The sequence below is a fragment of the Halobacillus aidingensis genome, from assembly GCF_900104185.1.
In the GTDB taxonomy this organism is placed as follows: Bacteria; Bacillota; Bacilli; order Bacillales; family Halobacillaceae; genus Halobacillus; species Halobacillus aidingensis.
This window is the reverse complement of record NZ_FNIZ01000009.1, coordinates 121,154-140,611: the sequence shown is the minus strand read 5'-3', so window position 1 is coordinate 140,611 and position 19,458 is coordinate 121,154. Positions and strand designations below refer to the sequence as shown.

The 19,458-nt window shown below is 43.0% G+C and carries 21 protein-coding genes; all 21 read left to right on the top strand.

Going from position 1 to position 19,458, the window contains the following annotated elements; all coding sequences use genetic code 11:
* Positions 1-757: 757 nt before the first annotated feature.
* The 21 genes from BLS23_RS10955 (at position 758) to BLS23_RS10855 (ending at position 19,455) form a co-directional block, all read left to right on the top strand.
* Positions 758-1,351: a YphA family membrane protein gene (locus BLS23_RS10955; RefSeq protein ID WP_089652590.1), complete on the top strand. Its 594-nt coding sequence runs from the start codon at positions 758-760 to the stop codon at positions 1,349-1,351.
* Positions 1,348-2,232, top strand: a complete 885-nt coding sequence (locus BLS23_RS10950; protein ID WP_089652589.1) for a YIEGIA family protein — start codon at positions 1,348-1,350, stop codon at positions 2,230-2,232. Before BLS23_RS10955 ends, BLS23_RS10950 begins: the two co-directional genes overlap by 4 nt.
* Positions 2,229-2,414 carry a capping complex subunit for YIEGIA gene (locus BLS23_RS10945; RefSeq protein ID WP_035504885.1) on the top strand — a complete coding sequence of 62 codons (186 nt, stop codon included), beginning with the start codon at positions 2,229-2,231 and terminating at the stop codon, positions 2,412-2,414. Before BLS23_RS10950 ends, BLS23_RS10945 begins: the two co-directional genes overlap by 4 nt.
* A 177-nt stretch (positions 2,415-2,591) precedes the next feature.
* The gene (der, locus tag BLS23_RS10940; RefSeq protein ID WP_089652588.1) at positions 2,592-3,902 is read left to right on the top strand and encodes a ribosome biogenesis GTPase Der; all 1,311 of its coding nucleotides are present in this window, start codon (positions 2,592-2,594) and stop codon (positions 3,900-3,902) included.
* Positions 3,903-3,927: 25 nt separating this feature from the next.
* On the top strand, positions 3,928-4,968 hold the full coding sequence (locus BLS23_RS10935; RefSeq protein ID WP_089652587.1) for an NAD(P)H-dependent glycerol-3-phosphate dehydrogenase: 1,041 nt from the start codon (positions 3,928-3,930) through the stop codon (positions 4,966-4,968).
* Between the two features lie 61 nt (positions 4,969-5,029).
* Positions 5,030-5,287, top strand: coding sequence for a stage VI sporulation protein F (locus BLS23_RS10930; protein WP_089652586.1), 258 nt, complete (start codon positions 5,030-5,032; stop codon positions 5,285-5,287).
* A gap of 907 nt (positions 5,288-6,194) precedes the next feature.
* Positions 6,195-6,392 carry a DUF2768 domain-containing protein gene (locus BLS23_RS10925; RefSeq protein WP_089652585.1) on the top strand — a complete coding sequence of 66 codons (198 nt, stop codon included), beginning with the start codon at positions 6,195-6,197 and terminating at the stop codon, positions 6,390-6,392.
* A 17-nt stretch (positions 6,393-6,409) separates the two neighbouring features.
* On the top strand, positions 6,410-7,138 hold the full coding sequence (locus tag BLS23_RS10920) for a hypothetical protein (RefSeq protein WP_089652584.1): 729 nt from the start codon (positions 6,410-6,412) through the stop codon (positions 7,136-7,138).
* Between the two features lie 244 nt (positions 7,139-7,382).
* A complete protein-coding gene (gene spoIVA / locus BLS23_RS10915; RefSeq protein WP_089652608.1) occupies positions 7,383-8,861 on the top strand; it encodes a stage IV sporulation protein A in 1,479 nt (492 codons plus the stop codon).
* Between the two features lie 485 nt (positions 8,862-9,346).
* Complete coding sequence (locus tag BLS23_RS10910; RefSeq protein WP_008638574.1) at positions 9,347-9,619, top strand: HU family DNA-binding protein; 273 nt, start codon at positions 9,347-9,349, stop codon at positions 9,617-9,619.
* A gap of 182 nt (positions 9,620-9,801) precedes the next feature.
* Positions 9,802-10,026 (top strand): trp RNA-binding attenuation protein MtrB, encoded by a 225-nt coding sequence (gene mtrB / locus BLS23_RS10905; protein WP_089652583.1) that lies wholly within the window; start codon positions 9,802-9,804, stop codon positions 10,024-10,026.
* Positions 10,027-10,117: 91 nt separating this feature from the next.
* Positions 10,118-10,921: a heptaprenyl diphosphate synthase component 1 gene (locus BLS23_RS10900; protein WP_089652582.1), complete on the top strand. Its 804-nt coding sequence runs from the start codon at positions 10,118-10,120 to the stop codon at positions 10,919-10,921.
* Between the two features lie 2 nt (positions 10,922-10,923).
* Positions 10,924-11,631, top strand: coding sequence for a demethylmenaquinone methyltransferase (locus tag BLS23_RS10895; RefSeq protein ID WP_089652581.1), 708 nt, complete (start codon positions 10,924-10,926; stop codon positions 11,629-11,631).
* Positions 11,632-11,647: 16 nt separating this feature from the next.
* Positions 11,648-12,619, top strand: a complete 972-nt coding sequence (gene hepT, locus BLS23_RS10890) for a heptaprenyl diphosphate synthase component II (protein WP_089652580.1) — start codon at positions 11,648-11,650, stop codon at positions 12,617-12,619.
* A gap of 91 nt (positions 12,620-12,710) precedes the next feature.
* Positions 12,711-13,157, top strand: coding sequence for a nucleoside-diphosphate kinase (gene ndk, locus BLS23_RS10885; protein WP_089652579.1), 447 nt, complete (start codon positions 12,711-12,713; stop codon positions 13,155-13,157).
* A gap of 561 nt (positions 13,158-13,718) precedes the next feature.
* Positions 13,719-14,498, top strand: coding sequence for a CheR family methyltransferase (locus BLS23_RS10880; protein ID WP_089652578.1), 780 nt, complete (start codon positions 13,719-13,721; stop codon positions 14,496-14,498).
* A 138-nt stretch (positions 14,499-14,636) separates the two neighbouring features.
* Complete coding sequence (gene aroC, locus BLS23_RS10875) at positions 14,637-15,806, top strand: chorismate synthase (protein WP_089652577.1); 1,170 nt, start codon at positions 14,637-14,639, stop codon at positions 15,804-15,806.
* Positions 15,806-16,885 (top strand): 3-dehydroquinate synthase, encoded by a 1,080-nt coding sequence (aroB, locus tag BLS23_RS10870; protein WP_089652576.1) that lies wholly within the window; start codon positions 15,806-15,808, stop codon positions 16,883-16,885. Before aroC ends, aroB begins: the two co-directional genes overlap by 1 nt.
* On the top strand, positions 16,885-17,247 hold the full coding sequence (aroH, locus tag BLS23_RS10865; RefSeq protein WP_089652607.1) for a chorismate mutase: 363 nt from the start codon (positions 16,885-16,887) through the stop codon (positions 17,245-17,247). The genes aroB and aroH overlap by 1 nt, the downstream gene beginning before the upstream one ends.
* Before the next feature lie 13 nt (positions 17,248-17,260).
* Positions 17,261-18,358 (top strand): histidinol-phosphate transaminase, encoded by a 1,098-nt coding sequence (gene hisC / locus BLS23_RS10860; protein ID WP_089652575.1) that lies wholly within the window; start codon positions 17,261-17,263, stop codon positions 18,356-18,358.
* Positions 18,355-19,455, top strand: a complete 1,101-nt coding sequence (locus tag BLS23_RS10855; RefSeq protein WP_089652574.1) for a prephenate dehydrogenase — start codon at positions 18,355-18,357, stop codon at positions 19,453-19,455. The genes hisC and BLS23_RS10855 overlap by 4 nt, the downstream gene beginning before the upstream one ends.
* The last annotated feature ends 3 nt before the right edge of the window (positions 19,456-19,458 follow it).

Below are 19,458 nucleotides of genomic sequence, written 5' to 3'. Positions count from 1 at the left end.
GGGAGCTGCGGGGAATAGCTCGCTTTCCGCGGGAGCGCGGTGAGCCTCCTCGGACTGCGTCCTTTGGGGTCTCACCATGCACTTTTTCCCTCTTAGTTATCCGGTTCCGGCGCCTAGCGGCTAGTGAGACTTCCCTCGCTTCTGTACGATAAGTCAACATCGAATCACTCCGTTCTTCGTGTTTCCTTTATCTCCGCCAGCTCAGTCCATTCCATACGCCGCTGACCGAGGCGCCTGCACACTTAAGGTAGGAGTCTCGCCATTCCCCTCCGCCCCTTTGCCATATAAGTATCTCGAAACCACTTCCACAAAGGAAATTTACTATGATTAGCATGCAGATGATAAAGAATGGGGCCCCACATTGAAAGCTGCTACAGAGCGCTTGGTAACACTCTGGTATGGATAGTGGAAAACACTCATCCTAGGCAAAGGGGTTGGTTTTTCAGTCTCATGGAATGGGGTGGTTGGGAAGCTGCGAGACTCCCGTGGGAGAAGGAGATAGGCGAGATCCCGCAGGACGCAGTCCGAGGAAGCTCGGCGCTCCCCCACAGGAAAGCGAGTTGCTTCCCAGCCACCCCTGACGCGCAACTCAGCAACGAACCCCAAAAAATATCAAATCGAGTCTTCACAATCCTGCCATATTCTTTAATAACTAATAATCACAATTACGGGCTAACAAACCCTTTCTTTATATAAAATGTTTAAAGCTTTCGTGAACCACACATAATAAATGGTGAAGCTTGGGAGGTGTGGGGTCTTGGAGGCAACGTTTTATTGGTTTGCTTGGTCATTAACGGTCATAGCTGTCTTTTTCATTCAACGTCGGAAACTGAAACGCGATTTGTTACTGATTTTGGGTGTTTTTATGTGTACATATGACATACTTTCTTGGAGTCAAAAAGGTCAATTTTACTTTCACGTCCTTATCCTTCTCGTCTTCGGAACTTATCTTTTTATATCGATTAAAAGAACCGTGTTTGATTATTTCTGGCCGTTCATTCTTAGCGTTGGCTACGCAGCCATTTGGATGTTTCTCATCGTGCATCCTGTGTGGGTGAACTTCCCGGGAATTTCTCTGTTTCTCTTTGTGATCGTGGGAATTCTTCGAATGTTCGTTAAGGATGTCGGTGGCCAGATGGGTTTATGGATGTTAACCAATGCTGGTGGCTCCTTATTTTCTTACATTACTTTCGCCCTTTATCAAAATGAAGGGCTCATTAATACTCATGTAATGCTTTCTCTCTCGATAAAAGGGGTGTTTGTTCTGCTCCTTTTTCATGGCGTAGATCAATTGAAGAGAACTATTCGTAAAAAGAGAAAATCCCTATCTAAAGGAGCTGCTTTTGTGTGAATGAATACACCTATCCAATCATTTTAGGAATCCTCGTCGGTACAGCTCTTCGAGTCTTTATGTTGCGTACTGATTACAGGCAATATCCGACTTACCTTCATGGGAAGATCATCCACTTATCCTTAGGGTTCATTGCAGCTGCGCTTGGAACCATCGCGATCCCCTCTATTATGGAAAAGGAATTCACCGCCGTGACTTTTTTGACGTTAGCTGCTTCTCAGTTCCGGGAAGTACGCAATATGGAGAGGAATACATTGACGGAAATGGACTCTTATGAACTTGTCCCACGAGGCAATACGTATATTGAAGGAATAGCAGTTGCTTTCGAGAGCAGAAATTACCTCGTCATTTTCACTTCTTTTGTCGTCACCCTTTGTTATTTAGCACTTAATGTTTGGGTGGCTTTAGGGGCAGCTGTCATATGCTTTCTTCTATCTGGAATGTTGATGAGCGGTTCGAAGCTCTCGGATATCGTAACGGTAGAAGAGAAATCCATTTCCTTCGACGGAGCCGGATTGTATGTCGATAACATTTACATCATGAACATTGGATTGCCTGAGCGGCAGGAAGAGATTTTGAAATATGGAATGGGCTTCGTATTAACCCCTAAAGAATTCAGTGTCCGTTCTACCATTGCAAACCTTGGGCAGAGGCAGGCCATCTTGCATGATGTATCTGTGACCCTGGGGGTCTTCAGGGATTCAGGTACACCCGCTCTTGTGCCATTGATCAAAAGAGACTTGAATGATGGAAGGATTGGAGTGTTCATTCTTCCTCAAGAAAAGGATTCAAAACGGGCGAAAGAGATTATTGAACACGTACCCGTTCTCGAAAATGCCATACAAATGCCTTCGAAGAAAGGTAGGAGGAAACATTCATGAAAATGGAGAAAGCGATACTGGCTTCCGTTACGACACAGGAAAACAAAGTCCACGGCAGTGCAGCTGTATTCAAGTGTGAAACGAAAGAGGAAATGGAAGCTGTTGCAGCAAACTTAGAAGCTATTTTGGATGGAATCGCTCATGCATTAAGTGATCAACTATATATTATCGTCAAGCATTGAGAAAGAATTGTTTCTTTTTCTAAAGTTTGCTAAGATAGTAAAGTTAATGGCTTCCTGCTGTTCTTCGGAAGATGGGCTGTTAAACCATCGCCCGGGGGAGAGCAGTATTTTTTTGCTTTTCACTACTGAGGAAACATGGAATAATGAAAATAGAAATAAAGAAAGGATGATCCTTTCATGAGAAAATCAGTAATTGCTATTGTAGGACGACCGAATGTTGGGAAATCAACGATATTCAACCGACTTGTCGGAGAAAGAATCTCTATTGTAGAAGATACGCCCGGTGTCACTAGAGACCGGATTTATGCAGAAGCCGAATGGCTGACAACGCGATTCAATGTCATTGATACTGGTGGGATTGAACTTGGGGACGAGCCGTTGCTCGTGCAAATGAGAGCACAGGCACAAGTAGCTATTGATGAAGCAGATGTCATCGTTTTCATGGTGAACGGCCGTGATGGAATTACCGGAGCTGACGAAGAAGTCGCCAAACTTCTATTTAAATCAAATAAACCGGTTGTTCTTGCAGTGAACAAGGTAGACAACCCTGAAATGAGAGAAAACATTTATGAATTCTACTCTCTAGGTTTTGGTGAACCTTTCCCAATTTCGGGGACCCACGGATTGGGACTTGGAGACATGCTCGATGAAGTTGTGAAACACTTCCCTGAAAAAATTCAGGAAGAAATCGATGATGATACCATTCGTTTCAGCTTAATCGGCCGACCGAATGTAGGGAAATCATCGCTCGTAAACAGTCTCCTTGGTCAGGAACGCGTGATTGTCAGTGATATCGCAGGTACGACAAGGGATGCTATCGATACTCCATTCACGAAAGACGATCGGGATTATGTGATCATTGATACAGCTGGAATGAGAAAACGAGGCAAAGTTTATGAAACGACCGAAAAATACAGCATCATGAGGGCATTGAAGGCGATTGAACGCTCAGATGTTGTCCTGACTTTAATTGATGCAGATGCAGGCATTCATGAACAGGACAAAAAGATTGCGGGCTATGCCCATGAAGCTGGAAAAGCTGTCATTATCGTCGTCAATAAATGGGATACCATAGAGACGGAAGAAAAAACGATGAAAGAGTTTGAAGATAAGGTTCGGGATCAATTCCGTTTCCTTGACTATGCACCTATTGTCTTTTTATCTGCGAAAACAAAAAAACGGATTCATACGTTGATCCCTAAAGTTCTGGAAGCAAGTGAGAATCATGCGAAGCGTGTGCAGACGAATCTGCTTAACGAAGTAATTATGGACGCCCTTGCTATGAATCCTTCTCCATCCATCAAGGGTCAGAAGCTGAAAATCTTTTATGCGACTCAAGTTTCTGTCAAACCGCCAAGTTTTGTGGTATTTGTTAATGAACCTGAGTTGATGCACTTCACGTATGAGCGATTCTTGGAAAATAGGATCCGTGAGGCCTTCGGTTTTGAAGGAACTCCAATCAAGATTTTTGCAAGGAAACGTAGCTGATTCATTCAGGAAGGGAGTAGGTAGCATGGAGAAAGTAGCTGTACTTGGTGCGGGGAGCTGGGGCACAGCTCTTGCCCTCGTTCTTGCTGATAATGGGCATGAGGTTCATCTCTGGACACACAGGGAGAACCTTGCTGAAGAAATCAACCAAACGCATCGGAATGAAAAATATTTGAAAGATATTGATCTTCCTCAATCGATTACTGCAAGCCATGACCTAGGAGCGACTGTAGAAAATGCTAAGCATGTGATCTTAGTCGTTCCGACAAAGGCTATGAGAGAAGTCTGCGGCCAGTTAAAGGAAGTTCTAAATGACAAAGTGATCATTACACACGCTTCAAAAGGGATCGAGCCTGGCTCTTACAAGCGTGTATCTGAAGTGATTTCCGAAGAGATCCCGAAAGAAAAGTATGAGGATATCGTCGTCCTCTCCGGTCCAAGTCATGCGGAAGAAGTAAGTCTCAGGCAGCCAACAACCGTAACTGTTTCTGCAGAAGAACTAGAAGTAGCGGAGAAAGTGCAGGACCTCTTCATTAATCGTCAATTCCGCGTGTATACATCTCCTGATTTGGTCGGCGTGGAACTTGGAGGCGCGTTGAAAAATATTATCGCTCTTGGTGCTGGTATTTCGGACGGGCTTGGTTACGGGGATAATGCCAAAGCGGCTCTAATTACGAGAGGGCTTGCTGAAATTGCCCGTCTTGGAACTTCAAAGGGAGCGAACCCGCTCACCTTCTCCGGTTTGACAGGAATCGGGGACCTTATTGTAACTTGTACAAGCTCTCACAGCCGAAATTGGAGGGCTGGGAATAAGCTTGGACAAGGATATCCATTGGAAGAGGTTTTAGACCAAATGGGAATGGTCGTAGAAGGAGTCAGGACGACAAAAGCCGCTTTTCAACTTGCACAAGAGCAAGGGGTGGAAATGCCGATCACTTCAGGGATTTACAGGATTCTATTTGAATCGGCTGATCCAAGAGATGTCGTCGACGAATTGATGACAAGGATCCGTCGACATGAAATGGAGGATTTGACAAATATTCTTGATGAAAAGATGAATGACTGACACATATCGACTCTCGTGCATATACTACACAGAACCTAACGCACGAGGAGGTCAATTGTTCATGAATGATTTTCAAAAGAATATTTTTGATCATCTGAAGAAAAAGGCAAACATCGACCCAGAAGATGTCTTCAAAGTGGCGAATTCTGTACAGAATGCTGATTTCAGTGATGAAAAGACGGTCAGACGTCTTGTTCGCCAGCTCGCAAAGGTTGCTAATAAGAACGTGTCAAAATCGAAGGAAGATAAAATCGTTGAAGCAATCACCAAACAAAACATGCCTTTGGATATGAATACCTTAGGCAAGTTTTTAAAATGATTACGAACCAATAGGCGCCTGAGGAGGCGGTCCTTCATTCGTATGCATAAGATATTACGCAGCAATCATTACACATGAGCTGGTCAGGGAATTGTTTAGTCAACCGGGGCAAACCGTTTGCCCCGGATTTTTTTATGCTTTTTTCAATTGAATCGCTCCGTAAATCTCAATGTTTATTTCATATAAGCTCCCGATTGTGGAAGAATCAGTTTCGAGACTTTTGTTGAGTGGATGGGGGCTGCGGGGAATAGCTCGCTTTCCGCGGGAGCGCAAGGAGCACCTATCGGGTATCCCTAAAAGAAGCCTTGATTTGGTTGAAATAATGAATGACGAATCCTGACCATGGATACGGGGTCAGGGAAACGACGATTTGCAGTGTTTTGGATCAGTGAGTAGAAAAACACACACGTTGTTATCTCCTTTCGCTTTTCATACGGACGTTTCCCAGACCCTGTTCCCACGCCTTATTCGTGCATTTTCTATGTCGGAAACTATGAAGACGACATGGTTTATTAGGACTTCCATTCGACATAGGCCGTTTACTATATGTAGGGTTTCGAGAACCTCATATGGTTAAGGGGCGGAGGGGAATGGGGAGACTCCTGTGGGAAAAAAGTGCATGGTGAGACCCCACAGGACGCAGTCCGAGGAGGCTCACCGCGCTCCCACGGAAAGCGAGTCATTCCCCGCAGCCCCATCCACTTACACAGAAGTCTCGAAACTGAGTCTTTCACAATCCTGTCATATTCTTTAATAACTAATCATCGACTCAATGATTAACAGAGCATACTAAAAAGGTTATAAAAATGGATTAAAAGACTGATAGACTCTGTTTTCTCATCTGTCCGTATACAAAGACTTGTGGTATAATACCATCAGCAAAGTGTGCTTTGAAGGAGGAAGAGCTGTGTCAGAATCAATGCTCAAAATGTACATATCCTTCGCAGGGATTATTTCATTGTTCCTGGCTGTTGGTTTAATTTACTTAAGCAGATATAAATTAAAGGGCTTTCTATCAATAATGATCGCTGTTTTTGCTTATTTGTTTATGATTTTCGGAGGAATTATTATTCTTTATATCGTCCTGAGCGGACCGACGGCCTAACAGGAGGGAGACACTACATGAAACGCTTTTTATTCATATTATTGCCCTTGACGGCATTGTTGCTTTCCGGATGTCTATATCCGCAGAACAAGTTGGCGAAGAACCAGGTGCCGAATGATCAACAGCTTGAGATGGTTCAAAATGCTGTAGACACCTATCAGGAAAAGAAAAACGGCCTGCTGCCTATAAAAACGAAAGATCAAGACACGCCGATCTTTCAAAAGTATCCAATTGAATTCAGTAAGTTGAAGGAATTGAATCTTCTCAATGATTTACCGGGTACATCCTTTGAAAACGGCGGCCATTATCAATATGTGATCATCCACCCTGAAACAGATCCGACAGTGAAAGTACTGGATCTCCGAACAACGGAAGAGGTACGTTCTTTGCAGGTCAAAGTGAAGTTCTACAGAGATAATAATAAATATCCGCCTTTCGGTGATTTCGTCGCTCCTGGGGTTTATGAACTGGATCATGAGAAAATTGGAATGGACGAGCCGCCGATGGTCAACAGCCCCTATTCCGACCAAAAACTTCCCGTTTACCTGGATGAACAGGGGAGAGTGTATATTGATTATCGGAAAGACTTGTACACATACCTAAGAAAAGAAGAGCACAGTTACGAACAAGGGGAAGATATTCGTTACTTATTAACTGATCATACCCCATTTGTCCCTGCCTATTCGACTACCTATACAGTAGAAAATGGAGAGCCTGTGTTTTCAAAAGCTCAGCCATCGACATGATTGTGAACCGTTCCTGCATAGAGGGACGGTTTTTTTCATAGATTTTTAGTGAGCATAAACTAAACTTGATTATACCTTACCTATCCAGCGTTTCTCTTCTCCTGTTTATGCGAATCATCTATGATTGTTCGTCCAGTATGAGTTTCCGTACTTATAATTTCTTGCATATTTCACTAGGACAACGTCATAGAATTAGATTGTCTAGGCTTGTATGAAGGTGAAATTTTATTTGGGAGGGGATCCTTTGGAAAAGGTTGATATCTTCAGTGATATTTCCAAACGGACAAATGGAGATATTTATTTAGGAGTCGTCGGGGCTGTTCGTACTGGAAAATCAACATTCATAAAGAAATTCATGGAGCTCGTTGTTTTACCAAATATGGAGGAAGAATCAGAGCGTGAGCGTGCATTAGATGAATTGCCTCAAAGCGCGGCAGGGAAGACGATTATGACGACAGAACCTAAGTTTGTCCCTAATACGGCGGCAAACATCAATATTGATGATCACCTTGACATCCGCGTCCGCATGGTTGACTGTGTCGGATATGCCGTGAATGGTGCGGTTGGGTATGAAGATGAGCACGGACCAAGAATGATTCATACACCCTGGTATGAAGAGGCGATCCCTTTTCATGAAGCAGCGGAAATTGGTACGCAAAAAGTAATCCAGGAGCATTCGACCATTGGAATCGTTGTGACTACGGACGGTACCATCGGTGAAATCGCCCGGGCTGATTATGTGGAAGCAGAAGAGAAAATCGTAGAAGAGTTGAGAGAAGTCGGAAAACCTTTCATTATGATTGTGAATTCCGCACAGCCGCATCATCCGAATACGGAAAAATTGAGGGCGAACCTCTCTGAGAAGTACGATATACCCGTCCTTGCACTGTCCGTAGAGAGCATGCGGGAAAACGATGTTCAAAATGTTCTACGTGAAGCATTATTCGAATTCCCTGTGCTGGAAGTGAATGTGAATTTACCAAGCTGGGTGATGGTTCTTGATTCCCGCCACTGGTTAAGGAACAACCTTCAAGAGGCGATTGAAGATACAGTTAAAGATATTAAACGATTACGTGATGTGGATACAGTCGTAGGTAACTTCGATCAATACGAGTACATTACAGGTGCTCATATCTCAGGGATGGACCTTGGGGAAGGGATTGCTGAAATCGATCTTCAAGCGCCGGAACATTTGTATGATCATGTCTTAAAAGAAATTGTCGGAGAAGAAATCCGAGGGAAAGATCATTTACTTGAGATCATGCAGGATTTCTCCCATGCGAAGAGAGAATATGACCAGGTGGCAGATGCCTTACAGATGGTCAAACAGACGGGTTATGGAATTGCTGCACCGACCTTAGAGGATATGACTCTCGATGAACCTGAAATCATCAGACAAGGCTCGAGGTTCGGGGTAAGGTTGAAAGCTGTCGCGCCATCGATCCATATGGTTAAAGTGGATGTCCAATCAGAATTTTCGCCGATTATAGGAACAGAAAAACAAAGCGAAGAACTCGTGAGGTATCTTATGCAGGACTTTGAGGAAGACCCACTATCCATTTGGAATTCAGATATCTTTGGCAGATCTTTGAGTTCGATCGTCCGTGAAGGCATCCAGGCCAAACTGGCACTCATGCCGGAAAATGCAAGGTACAAACTACAAGAAACGCTCGAGCGTATCATCAATGAAGGTTCTGGTGGTATGATCGCAATCATTTTATAACGGCTCCGTGTGAGCCGTTTTTAATTTTGCTTTTTTCAGGGATTTGAATAAGACTTAAATGATAGAAATGTGGGTTCTATTTTCACTCGAAGGCACTGTATATCCTCTCCTTTCCATTCTCAAAAACACCAGAAATGCTTACTTTTCAGTGTTTTTAAGAAAAAAATTACGAAGTTTAAAGGATTTTTTAAGGTGGGTGTCGTAATTACCTATGTGAAGATCATTAAAGTTGTGGAAATGCCGTCATATCAAGGTTTTAGAGGGTTTGCCACTTGAAGAAGATTATGGTAGGCTACACCTGAAATGAAGCGGAATTCAGCTCGGAAGTCGCGTTGTTACGCGTTTTTTACAGGATTGTCTATTGAATTTCGCTTTAAACTCGTTTATTATAAGGCTTGTCATCATAAAGATGGCACCTAAATAAACATTTGAAGTGGATGAAACCACTTGAATGAGTTAAACCTTCTTGGGAGGAGGTGAATGGCATGAATAAAACAGATCTAATCAACGCTGTATCTGAAAAAGCTGATCTTTCTAAGAAAGATGCTACACAAGCTGTAGATTCTGTATTCGAATCTATCATGGATTCACTTAAAGACGGTGATAAAGTCCAATTAATTGGATTCGGTAACTTCGAAGTACGTGAGCGCGCGGCACGTAAAGGCCGTAACCCACAAACTGGAGAAGAAATCGAAATCTCCGCGAGTAAAGTACCAGCTTTCAAACCTGGTAAAGCCCTTAAAGATGCGGTTAAATAATAGCTACATAGGGCTTCGGAAAAGGGTGCATGTGCACCCTTTTTCTTTTTATTTTTTTAAAAATCCTGCATTGAGGCCATAATGATGGAAAGGCTCTTCATTCGCAGTGTTCAACAAGGTGGATGTTTTGACAAAAGTCCCCTTTGTAAGAGATAGTAATGATACTAGAAGGAGGCGATCCTATGACTACATCCAACAATGATTTCTTCGTCATAAAAGCCCTTGAAGATGGCGTGAATGTCATCGGTTTGACCCGCGGTACGGATACGCGTTTCCACCACTCCGAAAAGCTTGACAGTGGAGAAGTAATGATCGCTCAGTTTACCGAGCACACTTCTGCCGTGAAAGTACGTGGGAAAGCTGTCATTCAAACAAGCCACGGCGAAATGACGAACGATGCAGAGTGACCATTCGCTCTGCGAACGTATACATAGTAAACAGTAGAAGGTCAAATATGCTATAATGGGAATGGTTTAATAGTGTTCAGGAAGGGACAAGGTGATCAAGTTGAATTCTTCAGATAATGACATCAAACAACTCAAACGAAAAATTGCATCGAAAGTTCGCCACCCTTATTTGGTACGTTTTATCCCTGAGCCGACGATCGATGAAGATAAGCTTGTGATCCTGTCTTCAATCATGGATCACACGAAATTGTCTGAGGTGAAAAAAGAACAATATATCATTACAACGATGCTCGTTCAGATTGCTCTTGATACACACGATCTTGTTACATTATCGGATGAAGACGATGATCGGGAGATTGTTCGCAGCCGTCAATTGACGGTCCTTGCCGGCGATTATTATAGTGGCCTATATTATTATCTCCTCTCTCAACTTGACGACATTCCTATGATTCATACGCTTGCGGGCGCAATTAAGGAAATCAACGAATTGAAGATGGAACTTTATTATAAAGATGTGGAGTCATTCCAAGAATTTTTAGAAGGTTTGAAAAAAATCGAATCCCTTCTTATTCAAAGGGTTGCTTCGTATGTCCAAAAAACAGCCATTAATGATATGGCGGGTGAATGGCTTTTAGCTAAAAAATTGCTGGAAGAAAAACGCAGCTATCAGGAAGGTAATTTTTCCCCTCTCATTGATGCACTTATCAAACGTCCTGCATTGCTAGGAAATAGTGGACAAGTATTGGTGAACATTGAACAAATGCTACAAAACCATATGCACCGGTTGGAAGCGACAATCACCCAGCTTCCCGTCCATTTCAACTGGCTGAAATCTTACATGCATGCTGCCATTCATCATCAATTCAACCATAGACAGATAGCGGAAGAAGGGTGAACATGGAACCACAATCAAAAGAAGAAAGAGTACATCACGTATTCGAAAAAATATATGATCGATATGACAGTATGAATTCAATCATTTCCTTTCAACAACATCGGTTATGGCGTAAAGATGTCATGAAACGAATGAATGTTAAAAAGGGTGACCGTGCGCTTGATGTCTGTTGTGGTACGGGTGATTGGACGATGGCATTAGCGAATGAGGTCGGTACAGAGGGAAAGGTCATCGGCCTTGACTTCAGTGAAAATATGTTATCGGTTGGAATTAAAAAAAAGCTTGCTGGCAGAGTGAAGCAAGTGGAGTTCCAGCATGGGAATGCCATGAGTTTGCCCTATGAAAATGACCAGTTCGACTTTGTCACCATTGGCTTTGGTTTAAGGAATGTACCTGATTATCAACAAGTTTTAAAAGAATTGCATCGTGTTGTAAAACCTGGAGGGAAAGTTGTCTGTTTAGAAACATCACAACCAACCAACCCGGTCTTTAAAAAGCTCTATTATTTCTATTTTGGAAAGATTATGCCTGTATTTGGCAAGCTTTTCGCCAAAAGTTATCAAGAATACAGCTGGCTTCATGAATCAGCTAAAGACTTTCCTGGAAAAAAGGAACTGAAAGCGATGTTTGAAGAAGTCGGATTCAAGAATGTAATAGTAAAATCCTATACGGGCGGCGTTGCAGCCATGCATATGGGGGAAAAGCAATAACTAAGGATGAAATGCCATGAAACTAGCAATGATTTACTCTTTTCTTAAAAATGACCTAGCGGTAATCGAAGAGGCTGTAAACGATACGATTCAATCTGACAATCCAGTACTCAGAGAAGCATCCAGCCAATTGTTACAAGCAGGAGGGAAACGGATCCGTCCTGTCTTTGTCTTGCTTGGCGGTAAATTCGGGCATTATGATATTGAGCGTATGAAAGCAGTCGCTGTTTCTTTGGAGCTCATACATACCGCATCCCTTGTTCACGATGATGTGATCGATGAAGCTGAACTGAGGCGAGGGGAACCTACGATTAAATCACGTTGGGATAACCGGATTGCTATGTACACGGGAGATTACATTTTTGCCAGGTCGCTTGAAAATTTATCTGTGCTTGAAAACCCACGTGCTCACCAGATTCTTGCTGGGACAATGGTTGAGTTATGTTTAGGGGAAATTGAACAGATCCGGGATAAATATAATATCGAACAGAACCTACGCACCTATCTCAGAAGGATCAAAAGGAAAACCGCGTTGCTCATCGCTGCCAGCTGTAGACTCGGTGCCATAGCCGCAAATGCAGATCCTGCTCATGAGCGTGCGCTTTATCAGTATGGCTACTATGTCGGTATGTCTTATCAAATCATCGATGATGTTCTGGATTTTACAGCATCTGAGAAAGAATTAGGTAAACCTGCAGGCAGTGATCTTCTACAAGGGAATATTACTTTACCTGTACTTTTTTCTATGGAAGAAAAAGAGTTCAAGAGGGAATTGGATGTTGCTTTCCAGGAGAAAGAGGATCTGACATCTGATCAACTTCAACACTTGATCAAAAAAGTGCAGTCTAATGGTTCGATCGAACGGTCATTAGAACTGAGCGACCGCTATTTGGAAAAAGCCTATCAATCCTTGAACAAGTTACCGGCGAACCGTGCTAAACAGACCCTGAAAGGGATTGCGAAGTATATTGGTAAAAGAAGGGCATAAATCTATTGCCTTTCTTGCCTTTGTTTGATAGACTTTTTTATGGCACTTATTAAAAGCGCTTTCACACTATACATAAGATGAGGTGTTTGTCATGGAAAAGACATTTTTGATGGTTAAGCCAGATGGTGTACAACGCAATTTGATCGGTGACATTACAGCAAGATTTGAACGCAAAGGGTTTAAACTGGCAGGGGCCAAGTTGATGGCTATTCCTACAGAACTTGCAGAAGAGCATTATGGTGAACATAAGGAAAAACCATTCTTCGGTGAGCTCGTAGACTTCATCACATCAGGTCCTGTCTTCGCAATGGTTTGGGAAGGCGAAGATGTAATTGCAACGGCACGTACAATGATGGGAGCTACAAAGCCTGCTGAGGCTGCTCCAGGAACCATCCGTGGTGATTATGGTGTAACAGTAGGGAAAAACGTCATCCATGGCTCTGATTCGAAAGAAAGTGCTGAAAGAGAAATCGGTTTGTTCTTTGATGAAAAGGAACTCGTCGATTATGAAAAAGATTCACTCAACTGGATCTACTAATGAAAAAAGCCACCTTCCAAAGGTGGCTTTTTTCATTTCATCAACATAAAAAATGCTGTTCACAATATGGCAGGATTGCGGAAGACTTATTTTCAAGATAACCGGGGTTCGTTGCCATGCAAAGAGCCAGAGGTGGTGGGTAAGCTACTCGCTTTCCTGCGGGGATGACGGCAAGCCTCCTCGTGCTTCGCACTGCAGGGTCTCGCCAGCTTCCCAACCACCCCATTCAATGGACGTGAGAAACGAACCCCTTGGCGGAGTGTGAGGGTCTTCCACGATCCATGTCCTATAGTAATCAAGCATTCTGTATCAGGCTTTCAGTGGAGAATATACACTCTTAGGATCTACACGCTAATACTTAGAATCTCGACTATTTATTGAAGTGGTTTCGAGATACTTAAATGGCAAGGGGCGGAGGGGGATGACCCGGCCCACCTCACAAACATTTCGAAACCGAGTCTTCCACAATCGTGAGCTTTTTTTGAATGATAGAGGTTACTCGTTTACAACCTGAAGATGCTGGAGTACGCTTATAGGGAATAAGCAGAGGGAGTTTTGGGGATGAGTCAGGATTACATACAATTCATAGAGAAAGTCCATCGAAAAACAGGAATCGATTTATCGCAGTACAAGGAAGCTCAAATGAAGCGACGGCTGACTTCTTTACGGGAAAAGCGAGGCTATCATAATTTCAAAAGCTATTACAACGCCCTGGAAAACGATTCATCGTTGTCAGATGAATTACTAGATCGTATGACAATCAATGTGTCTGAATTTTACCGGAATAGGAAGAGGTTTGAAGTACTTGAACAAAAAGTCATTCCGTATTTGCTTCAACAAAAGAAGAAGTTACGGATATGGAGTGCTGCATGTTCCACCGGCGAGGAGCCGTACACATTGGCTATGATATTGAGTCGATACATACCTCTTCAACAAGTGGAGATCCTTGCGACAGATCTCGACGTTAATGCCTTAAGGAAAGCAGAACAAGCCCTGTACCATGAAAGATCATTGAAGGAAGTATCACCAGATATACTTAGAAAATACTTCAGAAAAGAAGGAAGCTCTTATCGAGTGATTGATGAGATTAGAAATAGTGTCACCTTCAAAAAGCACAACCTTTTAGCTGACCGTTACCAAAAGGATTTTGATCTCATCGTCTGTCGCAATGTGATGATCTATTTTACGGAAGAAGCGAAGAAGAGCATCTACAAAAACTTCAGCCATTCTCTCGTAGATGGGGGCATCTTCTTCGTCGGGAGCACGGAGCAGATTTTTTCTCCACAAACCCACGGATTTGAAATTTTTGACACGTTTTTTTATAGGAAATGGCAAAAATAAGTGATCGTAAACGCTTTCTAATCTTATTTTATAAAAATTCCGATATTTTGACGACACAAATTTACATCCATATGATATAGTAGTATCTAAAATTTAGAACACCCCCTACAAGGGGATGAATACATAGGAGGTACGTTTATGCGCTACTTAACCGCTGGTGAATCACATGGAAAGCAATTGACAACGATTATCGAAGGAATCCCCTCTCATCTTCCTTTATTGAGAGAGCAAATAAATGAATCACTGATCAGACGCCAAGGCGGATACGGGCGTGGGAAACGTATGCAAATCGAAAAAGACTTAGTAGAAATAACAAGTGGGGTTCGTCATGGATACACCCTTGGCTCTCCCATCACTTTGGTCGTAAATAATGATGACTTTAAACACTGGACGGACATTATGGGCGAAGATCCTCTACCTGAGGAAACGCAAAAGATCCGTCGTACGGTAACGAAACCTCGTCCAGGTCATGCAGATTTGAATGGTGGAATGAAATACGGTCATAGAGATATGAGAAACGTACTCGAACGTTCTTCAGCAAGGGAAACGGCAGCACGAGTAGGGGCAGGAGCCGTTGCTAAGGTGCTTTTGAAGGAGCTTGGCATTGAAGTGACAGGCTATGTGCGTGAAATCGCAGGTATTGTGTCAGAGGTTGATGAAAACCTAACTTTACAACAACGGAGAGAAATTTCAGAGGCATCGCCTGTCCGTACTTTTGACGAAGAAGCGGCAGAGAAAATGATGCATGCGATTGATGAAGCGAAGAAAGAAGGAGACTCGATCGGCGGGGTAACTGAGGTGTATGTAGAAGGAATGCCACCTGGAATCGGTTCATATGTTCAATATGATCGAAAGCTGGATGCGAAAATCGCTGGATCTGTAATGAGTATTAACGCCTATAAAGGGGTTGAATTCGGGATCGGTTTCGAAGCCGCTCGTAGAAACGGAAGCGAGGTCCATGATGAGATCTTATGGAGCGAAGAAAGAGGATATTACCGTCGTACCAATCGCCTCGGAGGCTTTGAAGGTGGGATGACGACGGGTATGCCGATTGTCGTTAAAGGGGTCATGAAGCCAATCCCTACCTTGTACAAACCTCTACAGAGTGTGGATATCGAAACCAAAGAACCGTTTAATGCAAGTATTGAACGGTCCGATTCCTGTGCCGTTCCGGCTGCTTCTGTCGTAATGGAGCATATCGTAGCTTTTGAGCTGGCTAAAGCCATTACAGATGAATTTCCAGCCGATTACTTTCCACGTCTCAAACGTGCTGTCGATGATTACCGCAAGGAAGTACGTGAATTTTAATGGCTTCTGTCACGGTCCGATCCAGTAGTCATGACTATGAAGTATTGATTGGAAAAGGTCTACGGCATCATTTGGTTGAATTCATTTCATCCGGTTACACGTCTATATTAGTTATTACAGACAGTACGGTTAAGGATTATTACTTGCAGGATGTGAAGGAAAGTTTATCAGAAGCAGCTCCTGTTTTTACGGCAGTCGTTCCTGCAGGAGAGTCTTCGAAGAGTATGGTCAGGTACGAAGAGCTCCTTGACAGTTGTGTGGATGTAAAATTGGATCGCAAATCTCTTATTATCGCCCTTGGTGGAGGGATGATCGGGGATTTGGCAGGGTTTGTATCATCCACGTATTTACGCGGTATTGATTACATCCAGATGCCTACTACGATTTTAGCCCATGACAGCAGTGTAGGCGGTAAAGTGGCCATCAATCACCCTAAAGGGAAAAATCTAATTGGTTCCTTTTATCATCCAGTGAAAGTAATCTATGACATTGAAACGATGGAAACCTTGCCCGAGAGCGAAATTCGTTCCGGGTATGGGGAAGTGATCAAGCATGCTTTTCTCAGTGACGAAGACTGGGCGCATCGCCTGCTAAAAGGAAAACTTTCCGAACTTTCAGTGAACCAGTTAGAGAGCGATATAATGAAAGGGATCCAGGTGAAGGCTTCGATCGTAGAGAAAGATGAAAGAGAAGCTGGAATCAGGAAGTATTTGAATTTAGGTCATACCCTTGCTCATGCGATTGAAGCGGAGCTGGGTTACGGGGAGATCACCCATGGGGAAGCTGTTGCCGTAGGACTGCTATTTATGATGAAGTTGAGTAACGAACTTAAAGGGGCCCAGCTTCCTATACAAGCGTATAAGGAATGGCTGGATAATAATAATTATCCAGTTTCCGTTTTAACCAGGATCCGACCTGATCGAATGTTGGAGAGAATGAGGTTGGATAAGAAAACACTGAGGCGGAAAATCAATTTTGTCCTCCTCCATGAACTGAGTGACCCTTATGTGGTGGAAATCGAGGAGGCGCAATTACTAGAACAGATGTCTCTTTTAATTAATGAGGTGAGTGGAGAATGATGATTCGAGGTGTAAGGGGAGCGACAACGGTTGAAAGAAATGAACATGATGAAATTGTAGAACAATCCTATCAATTGCTCCAAGATGTCATAGCTTCCAACCAAATTGAAGCAACGGATGTTGTTTCGGTCTATTTTACAGTGACAGAGGATTTGAATGATGCCTTCCCTGCAAAGTCCCTGAGAAAAATAGATGGATGGACGTATGTTCCGGTGATGTGCATGCGGGAAATTCCGGTGCCTGGTAGTCTTGAGAAGTGTATCAGGGTCATGGTGACCGTACAGACGGAAATTGCACAAAAAGATATCCAGCATATCTATCATAATCATGCAAAACAACTGAGACCAGATTTAAAGAGTTGAGAGGAGTATCCCAATGAAAGCCAAAGACATTCTAAAAAACATGAAACCATACAAGCCGGGTAAAGGGATAGAGGAAGTAAAGAAGGAGTTCGGTTTGGATCGGATCGTTAAGCTTGCTTCCAATGAAAATCCATTTGGTTTTTCTCCCGTGGTGGAGAAAGAATTGCCGAAACTAATCTCGAATTTAGAAATCTATCCTGATGGATATGGCGCAGAAATTAGAAAGAAAGTCGCTCGTTTCATCGGTGTGGAAGAGAACCAGTTGATCTTCGGAAATGGTTCAGATGAAGTGGTCCAAATCATTTGCCGGACTTTTCTTGAGCCAGGTGCCAATACAGTTATGGCGACACCAACTTTTCCACAGTATCGCCATAATGCGTTGATTGAAGGTGCGGAAGTTAGAGAAGTCCCACTGGTCGATGGTCACCATGATTTAGAAGGCATGCTTCAAAATATTGATGAACAGACACGTGTACTTTGGATTTGCACGCCGAATAATCCGACAGGTGTCCATATCGATCTAACGACATTACAGTCTGTTCTGGAACGGACGCCTGATCACGTTCTTGTTGTCATTGATGAAGCTTATTACGAATATTTGGAAGCGGATGATGCTTTTGATTCCATAGAGGCATTGAATCGCTATCCAAACCTGATGGTACTCCGTACTTTCTCTAAAGCATACGGTTTAGCAGGTTTACGAATCGGCTATGGTGTCGGTCACCCAGAGGTCATTCAAATTCTTGAACCATCCCGCGAGCCTTTCAACACTTCAACAGTTGCACAAGCGGCTGCTCTGTTAGCTTTGGATGACCAGAAGTTCATTGAAGAAACGGTTGATGAAAACCGAAAAAACAAAAAAGCTTTGATGCAATTCTGTGATGATCATGGATTGAAATATTTCGACACTCAGGCAAATTTCCTTTTGATTCATTTGCCTTGCAGTGGTGATGAAATGTTCGAATACTTGTTGACAAAAGGGTTTATCGTACGCTCCGGGGAAGCGCTGGGTTTACCGAATACCATTCGATTAACCATTGGGAAGAAAGAAGACATGCAGGAGATCCAGGAAGCGATGAAGCAAAAGCTCGCTTCTGTTGATGAACAATGAAGCAGAAAATACTCATCGTTGGTTTAGGACTCATCGGTGGTTCTATAGCTATGAACGTCTCTAAGAAAGAGGATGTATTCATCATTGGAATGGACGGGGATGAAGAAACCCTTAATATGGCTCTGAAGCAAGGGGTCATTGATCAGGCCTCGTTCAATTTTGAAGAAGCAGCTCAGGAAGCAGATATCTGCATTTTAGCTACACCCATTTCCATTACCATCGACTACATTCAAAAGCTCGAGTCTATGGATTTGAAAAAACCGTTGCTAGTGACAGACGTTTCTTCTGTGAAAAACCAGGTGCTGGAAGCGGCGAACCGATTAACACATCCTTTCCTTTCCTTTGTAGGTGGACACCCGATGGCAGGTTCGCACAAACATGGCTATACGGCTGCGAAACCACATCTGTTCGAGAATGCGATTTATGTGTTGACCCCATCTGTGCATGCCGATGAAAAGGAAGCGGATGTGATTAAAGATTTGTTATCAGAAACGAAGGCTCGTTTCGTGACATTTACAACGAAAGAACATGATGAGATGACCGCGGTCATCTCTCATTTTCCGCATTTAATCGCTTCTTCACTCGTCCATCAGGCAAAAGAGTGGGAAGTCACACATCCATATATTAAACAGATGGCGGCAGGGGGATTCAAAGACATTACTCGAATCGCCTCCAGTAATCCGAAATTGTGGCAGGATATTTTCTTTCAAAATAAAAAACTCCTCATTTCCATGCTTGATGACTGGATCGGGGAGATGGAGAGAATAAAAATCTATCTTTCCGAAGGTGAGAAAGAGAAAACGTACAAGTATTTATCTGATGCTAAATTGTACAGAGACGGCCTCCCAACAAAAGACAAAGGAGCCATCCCATCTTTCTATGACATCTATGTTGATATCCATGACCAACCAGGTGCGATCCGTGATGTGATCGGAATCCTGGCGGAAGAAGCCATCAGCATTAAAAATATTCAAATCCTTGAAATTCGGGAAGGGATTACCGGAGTGTTGAGAATCAGCTTTGCTACAAGTGAAGAACAATGGAAGAGTAAAGAAATATTAGATCACTACCAATACGAAGTAATGATCCAACAGTAGAGG

What these genes read in the sequence shown, in the direction of transcription:
- BLS23_RS10880 (WP_089652578.1), top strand. Translation starts at nt 13,719, where the DNA reads ATGAGTCAGGATTACATACAATTCATAGAGAAAGTCCATCGAAAAACA.
- aroH (WP_089652607.1), top strand. Translation starts at nt 16,885, where the DNA reads ATGATTCGAGGTGTAAGGGGAGCGACAACGGTTGAAAGAAATGAACAT.
- BLS23_RS10930 (WP_089652586.1), top strand. Translation starts at nt 5,030, where the DNA reads ATGAATGATTTTCAAAAGAATATTTTTGATCATCTGAAGAAAAAGGCA.
- ndk (WP_089652579.1), top strand. Translation starts at nt 12,711, where the DNA reads ATGGAAAAGACATTTTTGATGGTTAAGCCAGATGGTGTACAACGCAAT.
- BLS23_RS10895 (WP_089652581.1), top strand. Translation starts at nt 10,924, where the DNA reads ATGGAACCACAATCAAAAGAAGAAAGAGTACATCACGTATTCGAAAAA.
- BLS23_RS10855 (WP_089652574.1), top strand. Translation starts at nt 18,355, where the DNA reads ATGAAGCAGAAAATACTCATCGTTGGTTTAGGACTCATCGGTGGTTCT.
- BLS23_RS10920 (WP_089652584.1), top strand. Translation starts at nt 6,410, where the DNA reads ATGAAACGCTTTTTATTCATATTATTGCCCTTGACGGCATTGTTGCTT.
- BLS23_RS10910 (WP_008638574.1), top strand. Translation starts at nt 9,347, where the DNA reads ATGAATAAAACAGATCTAATCAACGCTGTATCTGAAAAAGCTGATCTT.
- hepT (WP_089652580.1), top strand. Translation starts at nt 11,648, where the DNA reads ATGAAACTAGCAATGATTTACTCTTTTCTTAAAAATGACCTAGCGGTA.
- der (WP_089652588.1), top strand. Translation starts at nt 2,592, where the DNA reads ATGAGAAAATCAGTAATTGCTATTGTAGGACGACCGAATGTTGGGAAA.
- BLS23_RS10935 (WP_089652587.1), top strand. Translation starts at nt 3,928, where the DNA reads ATGGAGAAAGTAGCTGTACTTGGTGCGGGGAGCTGGGGCACAGCTCTT.
- hisC (WP_089652575.1), top strand. Translation starts at nt 17,261, where the DNA reads ATGAAAGCCAAAGACATTCTAAAAAACATGAAACCATACAAGCCGGGT.
- BLS23_RS10945 (WP_035504885.1), top strand. Translation starts at nt 2,229, where the DNA reads ATGAAAATGGAGAAAGCGATACTGGCTTCCGTTACGACACAGGAAAAC.
- aroB (WP_089652576.1), top strand. Translation starts at nt 15,806, where the DNA reads ATGGCTTCTGTCACGGTCCGATCCAGTAGTCATGACTATGAAGTATTG.
- mtrB (WP_089652583.1), top strand. Translation starts at nt 9,802, where the DNA reads ATGACTACATCCAACAATGATTTCTTCGTCATAAAAGCCCTTGAAGAT.
- aroC (WP_089652577.1), top strand. Translation starts at nt 14,637, where the DNA reads ATGCGCTACTTAACCGCTGGTGAATCACATGGAAAGCAATTGACAACG.